At 67.5% G+C, this 15,329-nt stretch carries 17 protein-coding genes; 8 read left to right on the top strand and 9 right to left on the bottom strand.

The annotated features are described in order from the left end of the window. Window positions 1-12 precede the first annotated feature (12 nt). On the bottom strand, window positions 13-387 hold the full coding sequence (locus QZX62_RS02740; RefSeq protein WP_294171954.1) for a helix-turn-helix domain-containing protein: 375 nt from the start codon (window positions 385-387) through the stop codon (window positions 13-15). Between the two features lie 99 nt (window positions 388-486). On the opposite strand from QZX62_RS02740, the gene QZX62_RS02745 reads away from it, so the two are divergent. Then, window positions 487-1,041: an NAD(P)H-dependent oxidoreductase gene (locus tag QZX62_RS02745; protein ID WP_294171955.1), complete on the top strand. Its 555-nt coding sequence runs from the start codon at window positions 487-489 to the stop codon at window positions 1,039-1,041. A gap of 92 nt (window positions 1,042-1,133) precedes the next feature. On the opposite strand, the gene QZX62_RS02750 is transcribed toward QZX62_RS02745, so the two are convergent. The 3 genes from QZX62_RS02750 to QZX62_RS02760 are packed head-to-tail and all read right to left on the bottom strand — an operon-like array spanning window position 1,134 to window position 4,776. Further along, on the bottom strand, window positions 1,134-2,495 hold the full coding sequence (locus QZX62_RS02750; RefSeq protein WP_294171956.1) for a dihydrolipoamide acetyltransferase family protein: 1,362 nt from the start codon (window positions 2,493-2,495) through the stop codon (window positions 1,134-1,136). After that, entirely contained in the window at window positions 2,495-3,499 is a 1,005-nt protein-coding gene (locus QZX62_RS02755) for an alpha-ketoacid dehydrogenase subunit beta (RefSeq protein ID WP_294172014.1), read from the bottom strand. Before QZX62_RS02755 ends, QZX62_RS02750 begins: the two co-directional genes overlap by 1 nt. A gap of 8 nt (window positions 3,500-3,507) precedes the next feature. After that, complete coding sequence (locus tag QZX62_RS02760) at window positions 3,508-4,776, bottom strand: thiamine pyrophosphate-dependent enzyme (protein WP_294171957.1); 1,269 nt, start codon at window positions 4,774-4,776, stop codon at window positions 3,508-3,510. Window positions 4,777-4,855: 79 nt separating this feature from the next. On the opposite strand from QZX62_RS02760, the gene QZX62_RS02765 reads away from it, so the two are divergent. Then, window positions 4,856-5,125 (top strand): DUF3297 family protein, encoded by a 270-nt coding sequence (locus tag QZX62_RS02765; protein WP_294171958.1) that lies wholly within the window; start codon window positions 4,856-4,858, stop codon window positions 5,123-5,125. A 4-nt stretch (window positions 5,126-5,129) separates the two neighbouring features. Here QZX62_RS02765 and QZX62_RS02770 read toward each other — a convergent pair whose 3' ends face one another. The 3 genes from QZX62_RS02770 to QZX62_RS02780 form a co-directional block, all read right to left on the bottom strand. Next, a complete protein-coding gene (locus QZX62_RS02770) occupies window positions 5,130-6,641 on the bottom strand; it encodes a methyl-accepting chemotaxis protein (protein WP_294171961.1) in 1,512 nt (503 codons plus the stop codon). Between the two features lie 19 nt (window positions 6,642-6,660). Then, a complete protein-coding gene (locus QZX62_RS02775; RefSeq protein WP_294171962.1) occupies window positions 6,661-6,969 on the bottom strand; it encodes a hypothetical protein in 309 nt (102 codons plus the stop codon). Window positions 6,970-7,084: 115 nt separating this feature from the next. Next, complete coding sequence (locus tag QZX62_RS02780) at window positions 7,085-7,336, bottom strand: hypothetical protein (RefSeq protein ID WP_294171964.1); 252 nt, start codon at window positions 7,334-7,336, stop codon at window positions 7,085-7,087. Between the two features lie 233 nt (window positions 7,337-7,569). On the opposite strand from QZX62_RS02780, the gene QZX62_RS02785 reads away from it, so the two are divergent. The 6 genes from QZX62_RS02785 to QZX62_RS02810 all read left to right on the top strand — a co-directional run bounded on the left by QZX62_RS02785 (window position 7,570) and on the right by QZX62_RS02810 (window position 12,026). Next, window positions 7,570-7,695, top strand: a complete 126-nt coding sequence (locus tag QZX62_RS02785) for a hypothetical protein (RefSeq protein WP_294171966.1) — start codon at window positions 7,570-7,572, stop codon at window positions 7,693-7,695. Window positions 7,696-7,699: 4 nt separating this feature from the next. Then, window positions 7,700-7,876, top strand: a complete 177-nt coding sequence (locus QZX62_RS02790; RefSeq protein ID WP_294171968.1) for a hypothetical protein — start codon at window positions 7,700-7,702, stop codon at window positions 7,874-7,876. Between the two features lie 13 nt (window positions 7,877-7,889). Further along, on the top strand, window positions 7,890-8,291 hold the full coding sequence (locus QZX62_RS02795; RefSeq protein ID WP_294171970.1) for a PspC domain-containing protein: 402 nt from the start codon (window positions 7,890-7,892) through the stop codon (window positions 8,289-8,291). Further along, the gene (locus tag QZX62_RS02800; RefSeq protein WP_294171971.1) at window positions 8,288-8,524 is read left to right on the top strand and encodes a hypothetical protein; all 237 of its coding nucleotides are present in this window, start codon (window positions 8,288-8,290) and stop codon (window positions 8,522-8,524) included. Before QZX62_RS02795 ends, QZX62_RS02800 begins: the two co-directional genes overlap by 4 nt. Before the next feature lie 136 nt (window positions 8,525-8,660). Then, complete coding sequence (locus tag QZX62_RS02805) at window positions 8,661-10,799, top strand: TonB-dependent receptor (RefSeq protein ID WP_294171972.1); 2,139 nt, start codon at window positions 8,661-8,663, stop codon at window positions 10,797-10,799. A gap of 24 nt (window positions 10,800-10,823) precedes the next feature. Further along, window positions 10,824-12,026, top strand: a complete 1,203-nt coding sequence (locus tag QZX62_RS02810) for a threonine synthase (protein WP_294171973.1) — start codon at window positions 10,824-10,826, stop codon at window positions 12,024-12,026. 14 nt (window positions 12,027-12,040) lie between these two features. Here QZX62_RS02810 and QZX62_RS02815 read toward each other — a convergent pair whose 3' ends face one another. Both QZX62_RS02815 and QZX62_RS02820 read right to left on the bottom strand, forming a co-directional pair. Next, on the bottom strand, window positions 12,041-13,435 hold the full coding sequence (locus QZX62_RS02815) for an HlyD family type I secretion periplasmic adaptor subunit (protein WP_294171975.1): 1,395 nt from the start codon (window positions 13,433-13,435) through the stop codon (window positions 12,041-12,043). Beyond that, on the bottom strand, window positions 13,432-15,192 hold the full coding sequence (locus QZX62_RS02820; protein ID WP_294171977.1) for a type I secretion system permease/ATPase: 1,761 nt from the start codon (window positions 15,190-15,192) through the stop codon (window positions 13,432-13,434). Before QZX62_RS02820 ends, QZX62_RS02815 begins: the two co-directional genes overlap by 4 nt. Window positions 15,193-15,329: the final 137 nt, after the last annotated feature.

Genomic DNA, 15,329 nt, shown 5'->3' on the forward strand with positions numbered 1-15,329 from the left:
CTGTTCCGGCGCTCAGCGTTCTCGCTGGTCGAAGCGTTGCTGGGCGGCGCGAATGCACTCGATGTGCTCGCCCGCCCAGGCGCCGAGGGCGCGAACCGGCTCGCTCAGCGACACGCCAAGCTCGGTCAACGTATAGTCGACCCTCGGCGGGATCGTCGGCGTAACATGCCGGCTGATCAAACCATCGCGCTCAAGGCCGCGCAGCGACAGTGTCAGCATGCGCTGCGAGATGCCGTCGATCTCTCGCTTCAGCTCGGAAAAACGGCGCGACCCTGAGCCAAGTGCCATCACGATCTGCATGCTCCACTTGTCGCCCACCCGGTTGAGCACCGGCGTGATCCGGGTGCAGCGGTGGCTGGCGAACCGCGGCTCGGGGAGGGGGGTCACATCGGTGTCACTAAGGAACAAAGTTTTCGGTTCTTGCGGCTGATCCATGTATGGTTACGTAACGCGTCCTGGTTACAAATCAATACCGAGGACCTGAACATGACCATCCTGCACATCGACAGTTCGATCACCGGCGAGAACAGCGTCAGCCGCGTGCTAAGCAAGCGGATCGTGGAGCAGCTCACCGCCGCACAGCCCCGGGCTGACGTGACCCATCGCGATCTAGTGGCGGAGCCGCTCGACCACCTTACGCTCGGCGCCTTCGCCGACAGCAGCGTGCTCGACGAGTTCCTGGCCGCGGATACCGTGGTGATCGGCGCGCCGATGTACAATTTCACCCTGCCGAGCCAGCTCAAGGCCTGGCTCGACCGGATCCTGGTCGCAGGCAGGACCTTCCGCTACCGCGAGGACGGTTCGCCGGAAGGACTGGCTGGCCCCAAGCGGGTGATCGTGGCGCTCAGCCGCGGCGGCTTCTACCGCGGCGACTCGCCCGCCGCGGGGCTGGAGCATCTTGAGACGTACCTGACTGGTACGTTCGGCTTCATTGGCATCGTGCCGGAATTCGTAGCGGCGGACGGGATCGCGGTCGGGCCGGAGCAGCGTGAGGCGTCAGTCGCGAATGCGCTGGGCGAGGTGGAGCGGCTGGCGGCTTGAGGCCGATGTGCTCCCGCGAAGGCGGGAGCCCAGTCCGCTGGCAAAGGCAGCGCTTGCGGCGCTGGTCTGGGCCCCCGCCTGCGCGGGGGCACTCAGGCTAGGAGCCTGAGCGGGTTCTCGATCAGCGGCTTCATCGCCTGCAGGAAGCTCGCCGCGTCCCAGCCGTCGACCACGCGGTGGTCGCAGCTGAGCGACAGGTTCATCCGCTTGCGGACCTCGATCTCGCTGTTCACGGGCACGAGCTTCTCCTCGACCTTGTTGACGGCGATGATCGCGACCTGCGGCGGGCTAATTACGGGGGTGGAGGTGATCCCGCCCATCGGTCCCAGCGAGGAAATGGTGATGGTCGGCCCGGTCAGCTCCTCGCGCGTGGCCTTGCCGGTCTTGGCTGCGTCCGACAACCGCAGCACTTCCGCCGCGAGCTGCCACACGCTCTTGGCTTCCGCGTTGCGCAGGACGGGCACCATCAGCCCGTTCGCGGTCTGGGCGGCGATGCCCATGTGCACCGCGCCGTGGCGAGTGATAACGTTCGCCTCGTCGTCGTAGGTCGCGTTAAGCATCGGCCATTCAGGCAGCGCGCGGGTCATGGCGGTGATGAGGAAGGGGAGCAAAGTCAGCTTCGGGTTGGAGCCGCGATCGCGGTTCATCATCGCGCGCGTGTCCTCTAGCGCGGTGACGTCGAACTCCTCGACCAGCGTGAAGTGCGGCACCCGGCGCTTGGCCGCTTGCATATTCTCCGCGATCTTACGGCGGAGGCCGACGACCTTGATCTGCTCGTCCTGGCGAGCCGCTGTGCCGCGGGCCGAGACGCTGCCGCTGTTGTAGAGCAGGTAGGCGTCGAGGTCGGCGTGGCGAACGCGGTCGGCGGCGGTCTTCACCTGCGCCAGGTCGATGCCGAGGTCACGGGCGCGCTGGCGCACGACGGGGGAGGCGAGGACGGCAGTGCGAGATACTTCAGCTTCGCTCGTGCCGAGCGTTGTCGAAGGGCGTTGTTCGACCGTTTGCTCGGGGGAACGCCCTTCGGCTTCAGGTCGCGCCTTCCGCTCAGAACGAACGGGCTCCTCGCCAATGGTGAGCGCAGGCAGCGCTTCTTCCTGAGCCTTGGTCGGAGCGACCGCGCCGTCGCCCATCGCCACCGTGTCGGTCCGCTCGCCCTTGCCGACCGTCTCCGTGCCTTCCTGCGTCGCGATCGGGGTGTCGGCCGCGGCGGCCCCGTCGGTCTCGATCTCGACCAACACCGAGCCGATCGCCACTTGGTCGCCGACTTCGCCCGCCAGGCTCTTCACCGTGCCCGCGACCGGCGATTCCATCTCCACCGTCGCCTTGTCGGTCATCATGTCGGCGAGCTGCTGGTCCTCCTCGACCCGTTCTCCGACCTTGATGTGCCAGGCGACGATCTCAGCCTCGGCGATGCCTTCGCCGATATCGGGGAGCTTGAACTGGTACGTAGCCATCAGTCAGCCATGACCTTTTCTAATGCGAACTTCATGCGCTTGGGCCCCGGAAAATAGGCCCATTCGTAGGCGTGCGGGTAGGGCGTGTCCCAGCCGGTGACCCGCTCGACCGGCGCTTCGAGGTGGTAGAAGCAGCGTTCCTGAACCAGCGTAACCAGCTCGGACGCGAAGCCGGAGGTGCGGGTCGCTTCCACCACGACCAGGCAGCGGCCGGTCTTCTTCACCGAGGCCTCGATCGTCGCGATGTCGAGCGGGACCAGTGTGCGCAGGTCGATGATCTCCGCGTCGACGCCATTCTCTTCGGCCGCGGCGGCCGCGACGTGGACCATCGTGCCGTAGGTCAGCACGGTGAGCTCGGCTCCTTCGCGCACCACCCGGGCCTGGCCGAGCGGGACGGTATAGTGGTCGTCGGGCACTTCCGCCTCGGCGCGCTTGGCCCAGGGGGTGACCGGTCGGTCGTGGTGGCCGTCGAACGGGCCGTTGTAGATGCGCTTGGGCTCGAAGAAGACCACCGGATCGGGGTCCTCGATCGCGGCGATCAGCAGGCCCTTGGCGTCGTACGGGTTCGAGGGGATGACGACCTTCAAGCCCGCCACGTGGGTAAACAGGGCCTCCGGGCTCTGAGAGTGGGTCTGCCCGCCAAAGATGCCGCCGCCATAGGGCGTGCGGATGACCATCGGCATGGTCCATTCAGCCGCCGTGCGGTAGCGCATCCGCGCGACCTCCGAGACGATCTGGTCGTAACCGGGATAGATATAGTCGGCGAACTGGATCTCGACCACAGGCTTCAGGCCATAGGCGGCCATGCCGACCGCCGTGCCGACGATCCCGCCCTCGCTAATCGGCGCGTCGAAGCAACGGGTTATCCCGAACTCGCGCTGCAGTCCTTCGGTCGCGCGGAACACGCCGCCAAAATAGCCGACGTCCTCACCGAACACGACCACATCGGGGTCGCGCGCCATGGTCACTTTATGGGCCGAGTTGATGGCCTGGATCATGTTCATGGTCGCCATCAGCCCTGCGCCTCCTTCAGCGCCTGATCCCGCTGCTCAGCGACGTTCCAGGGCACGTCGGCGTAGACGTCCTCGAACATGCTCTCGATGTTCTCGCGGCCCTGTTCGGACAGGATGCCGAGCTTCTCCGCTTCCTTCTGGGCGGCGCGGACCTCGGCGTCGGCCTGCTTGACCAGCGCGTCGTGGCGTTCGTCGTCCCACTCGCCAAGCGCGACCAGGTGCTGGCGGAGGCGCGCGATCGGGTCGCCGAGCGGCCACTGCTGCGCCTCCCCTGCAGGCCGGTAGCCGGTGGGATCGTCCGAGGTAGAGTGGCCTTCCGCGCGGTAGGTGAAGAACTCGATCAGGGTCGGGCCGTTGTTCGAGCGCGCCCGCTCGGACGCCCACTGCACCGCCGCATAGACGGCGAGCGCATCGTTCCCGTCGACCCGGAGCCCGGCCATGCCGTAGCCCACCGCGCGCGCGGCAAAGGTCGCGCGCTCGGCCCCAGCGAGGCCGCTGAAGCTGGAGATCGCCCACTGGTTGTTAACCACGGCCAAGATCACCGGCGCGTTGTAGACGGTGGCGAACGTCATCGCCGAGTGGAAGTCGCCCTCGGCGGTGGCGCCGTCGCCGATCCACCCCATGGCGATGCGGCTGTCACCCTTGATCGCGGACGCCATCGCCCAGCCCACTGCCTGCGGATACTGCGTGCCGAGATTGCCGGAGATCGAGAAAAAGCCATGCTCCTTGTCCGAGTACATGATCGGCAGTTGGCGGCCCTTCATGTGATCGCCGGCATTGGAGTAGATCTGGCACATCATCTTGGTGAGCGGGTAGCCACGCGACACGAGCAGCCCCTGCTGGCGATAGGTCGGGAAGTGCATGTCGTCGCGGTGCATCGCCCCGGCAGTGGCGACCGCGATCGCCTCCTCGCCGGTGCACTTCATGTAGAAGCTCGTCTTGCCCTGCCGCTGGGCACGGTACATGCGGTCGTCGAATACGCGCACGATCACCATGTCGCGCAGCATCTTGCGGATTGTGTCGGGGTCGAGCTTGGGGTCCCACGCGCCCACCGCCCGGCCATCCTCGTCGAGTACGCGGACGAGCGCGTCGGTCAGCGGGAAGGTCTCGCGCGGCTCCGCGGTCGTGTCGGGGCGTGCCGTGGCGCCCGCGGGGGGCACCACCAAGGACGAGAAGTCAGGGGTGTCGCCGGGCCGATACGGCGGCTCGGGCACGTGCAGGGTCAGCGCCGGGGCATTGCGACGGGCTTGGGGGTCAGCATCACTCATGTCGCCAAGCCGCTTAATGCAGGGAGGAAGGGGCGGCAACGGTTGACCGTCTCTCGCGCGGAGCGCTAGGGCGCGCACCATGTCCGACACCCCGCCAGACCGCTTGAGCCTCGACCCGCGCAGCCCGCATTTCCAGGCGGAACTGCTGCAGCGCGGCGTGGGCATCCGCTTCAATGGCCAGGAAAAGACCAACGTTGAGGAATATTCCGTCTCGGAAGGCTGGATCAAGGTCGCCGCCGGACGCAGCCGCGATCGGTTCGGGAACCCTATGACCGTCAAGCTCAAGGGCACGGTCGAGCCCTACTTCGAGAACCCGGCCGTTACGACGCACTCATCGGACGAGAACTAGTCGCCTAGGCGGCGCGCAGATGGAGCAGGAACCGGTCGGCCGCCGACTGGAGGTTGCCGGCTAGCGGCGCCAGCCCGTCGGCGGATCCCTGAACCTCCCGCGAAAGGTCCGCCGCCTCGGCTGCTGACTTGGCGACCTGCTCGACCCGTTTGGCCATGGCGTCCGTACTGGCCGCGCTGTCGATGGCGTTCGACTCGATTGCGCGTGCGACATCGTGCTGCTGGCGGATGGCGTTGCGCATGTTCTCGGCGGAGCGGACCAGCTGCTGCATGGCCTTGGCGACCTCGGCGATCGCCCCGCTGGCCTCGTTGGCTCCTTCGCCCACGTTGGCGACCAGGCTGGTGATGTCGCCCGCAGCCTCCTGGGCCTTGCGGGCCAGCAGCTTCACCTCGGACGGAACCACCGCAAAGCCGCGGCCCTTGTCGCCGGCGCGAGCGGCCTCGATGGTCGCGTTGATCGCGAGAAGGTTGGTTTGCGACGACACGCCCTGGATCAGGCTGACCAAGGCTTCGATGTTGGCTGTCCGAGTGGCCAGCGTCTGGATCGCTTGCTCGCCGGACTGCGACGAATGGCCGAGCTCGCCCTGCTGATCTGCGGTGACCGCGATCCCCGAGATCGCCCGCGCGAGTTCGGTCACGCCCGCGGAAAGGACCAGCACGTTCGAAGAAGCGGTCTTCGCTTCGGCGGCGACGTTGGCGGTATGTTGTCCCGTATTCTGGGCGAAGTGGTGCATCTGCCGGGCGGCCTGTTCGAGTTGGCCGGCCGTTGCGCTCACGGCTCCCACGATCTGGGCGACGGAACCTTCAAAGGTCTCGGCGAACGCCAGCAGTTCCTTGCTGCGGGCGGCCGCGTGCGCCTCGCGCTCCGCCTCCAGGCGAAATTGTCGCTCCTCCGTGGCCGCTTGGGCAGTGTTCGCGGCGGCAAGCGCTGATTCGGCTTCGTCCTTGGCCCTGCGGGCGGCATCGGCAAAGCTGTCACTGGCTTGTCTCGCGTCGGCTCGTTCGACGAACAGCTTGGCCATGTCGCGGGCGGTGGGACCGAGCATCGCCAGGACGAGCCCGACTGCCAGCGCATGCACCAGCACACGCGCCAGGTCGCCGCTGCCGATGAAGACCCACTCCGGAGCCACATAGCCGAGCAGCAGGTGATGAACGCTGATGACCGCGGACGCCGCGGCAATCGGGCGCCAGTCACACAGCAGCATAAGCGCGGCCAGGCCGACGAAGAAGTACATGTGCCCTTCCATCTGCCACGGATGGCCGCTCATGACATAGATCAGCAACGCGGGTTGAACCGCCGCCATGATGCCAAAGGCCGTGCCGACCTGAAGATCGTACCGCTGCTTCCCGGCATAAAAGCTCGGCAGCAGGTTGATGGCGGCCGACAACAGAACGCCGGTTGCCTCGTTCCGGAAGTCGAACACCAACGTCAGGAGCATGAGCGACAGGGTGCAGCCCCAGCCGAACGCAGTCAGCTGCAGAACTCCACGCACACGCAACATCTGCAATTGGGTCATCAGCCTGCCACCCCCGAGCCTAGGTACGAGCGTTACCGCAGATAGTCGCCGGCGCGGCGACCATCAGCATACCTTGCTGCAGCAGCGTCGGAGCGAGCTGAACGCCCGGGCCGTCCGCGATAACGCTTCCGGGCAGCGGCCCGGCCCTGACGTGAGCCAGGCCGACGCGCGTCAGGAGACCCGCATCGACGCGGGAGCCGCTAAGCGCCAGCAAGAGCAGACGTCCGTGCGGCGGCGGTGCGAACGCTGCAACCAACAGCACCGAACCGGCCAGCATAAGCTGGACGGCAGTGCCTGCCCCAAGTCTGCCTTTACGCTGTTCCGTCATTTGGAACGCGTAGCTAAGGACAACCTGTTAACGCTCGGTTCAAGCGTAGGGCGGCGGTGGCGAGTGGAGGTCGATCACCTGCCAATCGCCACCTGCGTACCCGGACGTGGAATCCTTACAGGCTGTGCGACCTCGCGTCCGTACCGCCCGGCGTGGCCGAGCCCGGGTAGCGCGGAGTGATGCGACGCGATTGATACCGGTCGTACAACTTCTTGCCACCCCAACCGAGCGCCAGAGCAACGCCCAGAGGGCCAAGTCCGCGACGGGCAATGGCGGTTGCTCCATAACCCAGAAGCGCCCCACGGACGCCTTCGTTGCGGCCGGCCAATTTGTTACCGAGGTAAGCGCCGGCGATCTTCCCAAGCATGTCGCTCTCCTTCGCGATGGGTTGTTGCCCGGTAAAGCGCGCAGCCCGCTTGGGAGGTTCCGCGAAGTGGGATGGGACGCCACGCCAATTACCGGTGGTGGAATCTGCCACCAAGCCGATCCGAGGCCGCCCACGTTCAAGAAAATGGCGGAAAACCGCATCTGGCACGCTGCTTGAATAGGGTAACCCGAGACCGCAGCGGATCTTGCCGAGGCGGGACAGGGAGAACCAAGATGAACGTCAAGACCAGCCTTTTCGCCGCCGTTGCCGCCCTGCTGGTGAGCACCGCCACCGTCGGCTCCGCCGTTGCTCCAGCGACCGGTCTGCAGCTGCCCGTCGGGATTGCGGCCAGTGCTTGAGCCCGTGATCGCAAGGGTGCCGGTCCGCCACAGCGTCCGCGCCGAGTTCGTCGGCCGAGTGGACCCGGCACCCGCCCCATCCCCCATCGGCCCCAGAGCCGCGCTGCTGGGAGCACTGGACATGCTGGACATCGTGCTGGCCACTGCCCTGCAGCGTGTCTTCACCGCCATCAAAGCCTGAGGAACTTCAGATCATGGACCGCAAGATCCCCTTTACCCTCGACCGTCGCGAGAAGAAGCTGCTCGGCGTCTGCTCGGGGCTGGGCCGGACAATGCGCATCGACCCGACGTTCATCCGGGTTGCCTGGGTGGCGGTGCCGCTGCTCACCTTCGTGACGGTGTGGCAGGCGATCGTCGCCTATCTCATCTGCGGGATCATCGGCACCGTGCAGCGCAACCGCCTGGCTCGGCGGGACGGGCGTTCTGAGTTCGAGCGGATGGAAGACGCGGGTGGCGAGCGTCCCTCGGTTCACGACCTGCGCACCAAGCTGGACGCGACCGACCGGCGGATGATGGCGATCGACCACCACCTCAACAGCCAGAATGATGACCTCGCTCGGGAGATCGAGGCGCTGCGGAAGGAGGAAACGAAATGATCGGCGCGGAAACCATTCTGGCGATCGGCCTGGTGACGCTGGCCGCGATCCTGATCGCGGCGACCTTCGCCCTCAAGGGTTGGCAAGGCTGGCTGGAGCTCCGCAAGCTGGAGATCGCGCACGGCGGGCACCACGACGCCCCGTCGCAACTGACCGGCGGCCGAATAGAGATCGCCGATCTCAAAGAGCGGGTCCGCAAGCTGGAGCAGATTGCCAGCGGGATCGAGCTCTGACGAGAGGCACATGGGAGATGCGGGTGAGCCAGCTACGATGAGCCGACAGCTTCCGTCCCACGAACGGACCCCACCAGCCTTGTGATGATGTAATGTAACGGATAAGGCGCAGCGAACCCGCTCCGGAGTTTCTGCCTTGCGCGTCCTTGTTCTGCTTCTTGCTTCCAGCATCCTGCCGGCCGCACCGGCGCTCGCCCAGCAGCGATCCGACCAAGCCCCCCACGGCGCCGAAGATCATGAGCATCAGGGAAGTCACGACATCATTGTCACGGCGCCCCACCGCGGCGACCTCGACCTGCTCGCCGGCACGTCCGTGCTGTCGGGCGAGGACCTGCAGCGGGAGCTTCGTCCGCAGATCGGGGACACGCTGACCAGGCTGCCCGGGGTCTCCGCGACATCCTTCTCGCCAGGGGCATCCCGCCCGGTGCTGCGCGGCTTCCAAGGCGAGCGCATCCGGGTGCTGACCGACGGCATCGGCTCGATCGACGTGTCGAATACGTCCGCGGATCACGCGGTCACCATCGATCCGCTCACCGCCGAGCGGGTGGAGGTCTTGCGTGGCCCGGCCGTGCTGCTGTTCGGCAGCCAGGCGATCGGCGGCGCGGTGAACGTCATCGATCGCCGCATCCCGCGCGGCGTGCCGGCGGGTGGCTACCACGTGGACGTGATCGGCGCGCTCGGCTCCGCGGCCGACGAGCGCTCGGTCGGCGCTTCGGGCGACCTGGCATTCGGGAATAGCGGGCTGGTGCTGCACGTCGACGGCAACTTCGTGAAGACCGACGATCTGGAAACCGGCGGCTATGTGCTGAGCCCGCGTCTGCGCGCGGAACAGCTGGAGCTGGTGGAAGAGGCGCTGGAAGAAGGCGAGCTCGAGGAAGCGGCGGAAGCGGAAGAACTGGCGGGCCTCCGCGGCAAGGTGCCCAACAGTGCGACCGAGCAGAAGTCCGGCGGGATCGGCCTCGCCTACATCAAAGGCCCGCTGAGCCTGGGCGTGTCTTACGGGCGCTTCGAAAGCGACTACGGCGTTCCCACCCGGCCGGGAGCTGGCCACCACCATGAGGAGGAAGAAGGCGGAGAACTGCCGGTCGAGGAGGAGGAAGGGGAGGCGCCGGTCACTATCGGCCTGCGGCAGAACCGGTTCGACCTCCGCGGCGAGTACCGGCTGGAGGGCGGCTTTCTGGAATCGGTCCGCCTGCGCGCGGGTGCGTCCAATTACCGGCACACCGAATTCGAAGGCGAGGAGGTCGGAACCGTTTTCAAGTCGAAGGGCGCGGAAGGCCGGTTGGAGCTGGCCCAGGCCGAGCGTAACGGCTGGAGCGGGGCGTCGGGCGTGCAATATTTCCGACGCGACTTCGAGGCCATCGGCGCCGAGGCCTTTGTCCCGCCCAACAAGACCGATCAGGTTGGTCTGTTTACGCTGCAAGAGCTTGATCTGGGCCGGCTAGGGCTTGAGATCGGGGCGAGGCTGGAGCGGACCAACGTCAGGTCGAGCACCGTCGAGGTCCGGCGGAGGTTCGATGCCTTCTCGGTTGCGGGCGGCGTGAGCTATGAACTTGCGACCAGTGCCAAGGTCGGATTCAACCTGTCCCGGACCACCCGGGCGCCATCGGCGGAGGAGCTGTTCTCGAACGGTCCGCACATCGCCACCCAGGCGTTCGAAATCGGTGACCCGAACCTGCGCAAGGAGCGCAGCCTGGGCGGCGAGCTCTATTTCCGCTGGGATCGTCCCACCTACAACGTCAGCGCCACGGCCTTTCTCAACCGCTTCAGCAACTTCATCTACGAAGCCGAGACGGGCGAGGAGATTGACGAGCTGCCGGTCTTCCAATATTTCCAGCGCGACGCGACTTACCGCGGAGTGGAGGTGGAAGCCTCGGCCCGCCTCGGCGAGGTCCGTGGAGTTCGCATCGTCGCCGATGTGGTCGGCGACTACGTTCGCGCGACGATCAAGAGCGGCGGACCGGTGCCGCGGATACCCCCACTGCGCCTGCTTGGCGGGCTGGAGGCGCAATCTGAACGGTGGGACGCGCGGGCGGAGGTCGAGTGGATCGACGACCAGACCCGCGTGGCCGCGTTCGAGACCACGACGGAAGGCTTCACCCGGGTGAACGCGTCGGTGGTTTGGCATCCTTGGGGCAAGCGCAACGAGACCAGCCTGATCCTGTCCGCGAACAACATCTTCGATGAGGAAGCGCGGCGGCATGCCAGCTTCACAAAGGACTTCGTGCCGCTGGCCGGGCGCGACATCAGGCTGTCGGCGCACTTCAGCTTTTAGGTTCGCTCGAATAGGGGTGGGCATATGTTCGTCAACCATCTCGAATGCTCGCTCACCGGAGAGTATTACCCCTCCGGCCAGATCCACAATCTCAGCCGCGCCGGTAAGCCATTGCTGGTGCGCTACGACCTTCAGGCCGTCCGCGAGCGGCTCACTAAACAGCTGCTGCAGGAACGCGCGCCGGGCATGTGGAAGTGGCGCGAGCTGCTGCCGCTGCCCGATGGTGCGGAGCCGGTCAGCCTGGGCGAGGTGGAGACCCCGCTGCTGCCCCTCCCACGGCTGGCGGCGGAAGCGGAGGCGGGCAACCTGCTGGTTAAGGACGAAGGGCGGCTGCCGACCGGCTCGTTCAAGGCGCGGGGGCTAGCGATGGCGATCAGCATGGCGCGGCAGTTCGGGACCAGCCATGTCGCCTTGCCGACCAACGGCAACGCGGGTGCGGCCCTTGCGGCCTACGCCGCCGCGGCCGGGATCGGAGCGACGGTGATCTGCCCCGCGGAAACGCCGGCGATCAACGTGACGGAGACCGCGGCTTACGGTGCGGAGGTCTATGTTGCGGACGGCCAGATCGATGAATGCGGCCGGCTGATCGGCGAGGGCGCCGCGGCCGGCCGCTGGTTCGATTGCTCGACGTTGAAGGAGCCCTACCGGATCGAGGGCAAGAAGGTCATGGGCCTGGAGCTTGCCGAGCAGCTCGGCTGGCGCCTGCCGGACGCGATCTTCTATCCGACTGGCGGCGGCACGGGCCTGATCGGCATGTGGAAGGCGTTTGCCGAGCTAGAGGCGGTCGGGCTGATCGGGCCCGAGCGCCCGCGCATGTTCGCGGTGCAGGCCGAGGGTTGCGCTCCAATCGTGCGCGCCTGGAAGAATGGCGACGAGTTCGCCGAGCGATGGGAAGGTGCCGCGACAGTCGCCACCGGCATCCGCGTGCCCAAGGCGGTTGGCGATTTCCTGATCCTGCGCGCGGTGCGCGAGAGCGGCGGGGCGGCGATCGCCGTGCCCGAGGAGGCAATCGCGCGAGGGGTCGAGGACGCGGCGCGGCTGGACGGCGTGCTGCTCTGCCCGGAGGGCGGTGCGGTGCTGGCCGGCTGGCGCATGGCGCTGGAGCGCGGGCTGGTCGGGCGCGACGAGCAGATCGTCTTGTTCAACTGTGCGGCGGGCAACAAATACCCGCTGCCCGACCGGGCCAAGCGCATCCGCCTGGGGGAAGTGAACGGCGCGGAGCTCTAGGCCCGCGCCGCACTCTACTGCTCGTTGAGCGACTTCCGCACGGACGCGGTGAGCGGCTCCAGCATATACTGCAGCGCGGTGCGCGAACGCAGCGGGATCTGCACGCTGACCGGCATGCCGGCGCGAAGCTCGAAGTTCTGGCCGCGGACCTGGCGGATTTCCTCGAGTTCGCTCACCGGAATGTCGATGGACGCTGTGAAGAAGTCCTCGCCCGTGCGCTCGTCGGTGAAGCTGTCGGCCGAAACACGGGTCACCTTGCCTTCCAGCGCGCGCAGCGTTCGCTCGTGCAGCGTGTCGAAGCGCATATAGGCAATCTGACCCGGGTTAAGGTCGTCCGCGTCGGCCGGGGAAACTCGAGCCTCCACCGTTAGGGGCGTGCGTTCGGGCACCACGTCCATCAGCTTCTGCCCGGCCGCGATCACCCCGCCCGGAGTGAAGACCTGCAGGCCGACGACCGTTCCAGTCGCGGGTGAGCGGATCTCGGTGCGGGACAGCTGGTCGCGGGCGGCGTTGAGCTTGGGCAGCACGTCGTTCAGCGCGGCTTCCACTTCACGCAACTCGGTCGCGGCGCGCTCCAAGTAGCTGCTGCGGGCTTCGAGCGACTGCAGCTGCGACTCGCTGCCCAGGCTCCGGCTTTGCGCGATGGTCGCGGTGTACTGCCCGCGCTGGCCGATCAGCTCGGCGCGGGAGCGTTCCAGCGCGCGCAGGCGGTTCTGCGACACGAAGCCCTTCTCGGCGACCGTCCGCAGGCTGTTGAGTTCCTCATCCAGCAGCCGGACCTGCTCGTCGATCGATGAGATCTGGCGCGCGTAGCCGGTGCCCTGCGCGCCCGCCTGGCTGCCGCGTTCGCCAAAGGCCCCGCGTTGCGCGGACAGGACAGCGGCGCGGGTGCGGAGCTGCGCCTGCTGGATGCGCATGGCTTCGGCGGCCGCGGCGAGGTCCTCTTGCGGCAGGCTGGCGAACTCGACGGGCGCGGTCAGCGGACTGCCGGTCTGCTCCGCCTTGATGCGCTGGCGCTGGGCGAGAAGGGTGATCGCCTGGGACGCGAGCCCCCGCTCCTGGGCGCGGACGTCGGCCGCGGCGAGGCGCATCACAATCTGACCTCTGCGGACCCGGTCGCCTTCCTTGACCAGTATCTCGCCGACCACTCCGCCGTCGCGGTGCTGCACCGTCTGGCGCTGACCGGTAACCACCAGCCGCCCGGGCGCGTTGGCGGCCGCGTCCAGGCGGGCGAAGGCCGCCCAGCCGAGAAACAGCACGAAGAAGATGCCGGCGACGATCAGGCCGATGCGGATCTCGCTCCGCGGATCGTCGCGCCCGACGGCCGCGCTGCTGGCGCTGCCCGCCATCCGGGGCGATGGGAAGGCGACCGCGTTGAGGTCGGCGCTGCTGGCGACGAGTTCGCTCATACCTGGGCTCTCGGAGTCATGCTTGCCACCCGCGGCTGGGGCTGCGGCTGCGGCGGTTGCGGGGTGATCTTGGCGAGCACTTCGTCGCGCGGGCCGTAGAGGGCGATCCGGCCGTCGCGGACCACCATCAGCTTATCCACCACCTGCAGCACGCTCATCCGGTGGGCGACGAGCAGGATGGTGGTGCCGCGCGCCTTGGCGCCCTCCAGCGTGCGGGCCAGGTGCGCTTCGCCCTCGGCGTCGAGGCTGGCGTTGGGCTCGTCGAGGATCAGGTAGCGGGGATTGCGGAACAGTGCGCGAGCGAGCGCGACCCGTTGAGCCTGGCCTGCCGAGAGCCCGCGCCCGTTGATGCCGATCGGCTGGTCGTAGCCGCCGGGCAGGCGCATGATCATCTCGTGTGCGCCCGCGGCTTCCGCGGCCGCGATGGTGTCGGCGTCAACTGCGGCGGCGTCCTCGCCGAGCCGGTTGCGGAAGCGGGAGATGTTGTCCTTGACCGTGCCGGCAAATAGCATGGAGTCCTGCGGCATGAAGCCGACATGCTCGGCCAAGCGCTCGGGATCCCAGTTGCTCTGGTCGGCGCCGTCGAAGCGAATGGTGCCGGTCGCCGGGATCAGCGCCCCGGCGAGCGCGCGGACCAGGGTCGACTTGCCGGCCCCGCTTGGGCCCACGATCGCCACGACCTCGCCTGGATGCACAGCGAAGCCGATGTTGGCGATGATCGGCCGGCGCTGCGGGTCGAGCACCGCTACACCTTCGACCTCGAGCCGTCCATTGGGCCGCGGCAACTGCGTTAGCGCCACGTCGGGTGGGGTCTCGTCGAGCAGCTCGTTCAGCGTACGGTAGGCGCCGCGGGCCTGGACGATGGTCTTCCAGCTGCCCACCAGCTGGTCGATCGGGGCGAGCGCGCGGCCGATGATGAACATCGATGCGAACACCGCGCCCGGGCTGATCAGACTGTTGATGGCGAGCAGGGCGCCGAGGCCCAGCGCGAGCGACTGCAGCAGCAGCCGCACGAACTTGGAGGTGGCGGTCAGTCCGCCCGAGGCGAGGCTGGCGTCTGTCTGCAGCTGCAGCATGCGGCTGCGATCGGCTAGGTGGCCCTGCACCATGGCCCGGCGCAGCCCCAGCGCGCGGATCACGTCGGCTGAGGCGGCGGTGAACTCGAACTCGGCATAGGTGCGGCCGGCCGCGCTGTTGGCCTGGTCGAGGCGATCGCGGGTTGCTCGCTCGTTCTGCCAGGCGAGCATCACGTTCAGCCCCGCGCCGACCAGCGCCAGTACGCCGATCCAGGGATGGATGAGGAAGCCGATGAGGATGTACACCGGCACCCAGGGCGCATCCAGCAGGGCCAGGATCGCCGGCCCGGTCAGCGCCTGGCGCAGCGTGTCGAACTCCCGAACCGCCTGCCGCGCGAGCCGCTGGCCAGCGCCGTCCGGTCGCACCAGCGTGGCGTCGATGATGGTGCCCGACAGCACCCGGTCGAGCCGGACCCCGGCCCGCACCAGCAGTCGGGAGCGGATCGCGTCCAGCCCGGACAGGGTGAGCAGGGAAAAGGTGAGAACAAAGGTTAGCAGCAGCAGGGTGATGCCGCCCGCCGTCGGGATTACGCGGTCGTAGACCTGCAGCATGTACAGCATCGGGGCGATGAACAGCAGGTTCACCGCGGCGCTGAACAGCAGGGCGTAGCCGAAGTGGCGGCGGCAGGCACGCAGGGCCTCGGCCATCACCGCGTTGGTGCGAGTCGACGTCAGCTTCATCGTACCGGGCTGCTCCCCTCCGGCCCCTGCCCGTGGCCAGCGTTTCCAGACGGGCGCTTGGTTCGGGAAAAGCTCCGGCCCGTCAAGCGCTTATTGTGTGCAAGCGCGAGTGTGCGAGGCCCGCCTCATACCCGGCT

Origin of the sequence: uncultured Sphingomonas sp. (assembly GCF_902806265.1) — a bacterium.
Taxonomy (GTDB): Bacteria; Pseudomonadota; Alphaproteobacteria; order Sphingomonadales; family Sphingomonadaceae; genus Sphingomicrobium.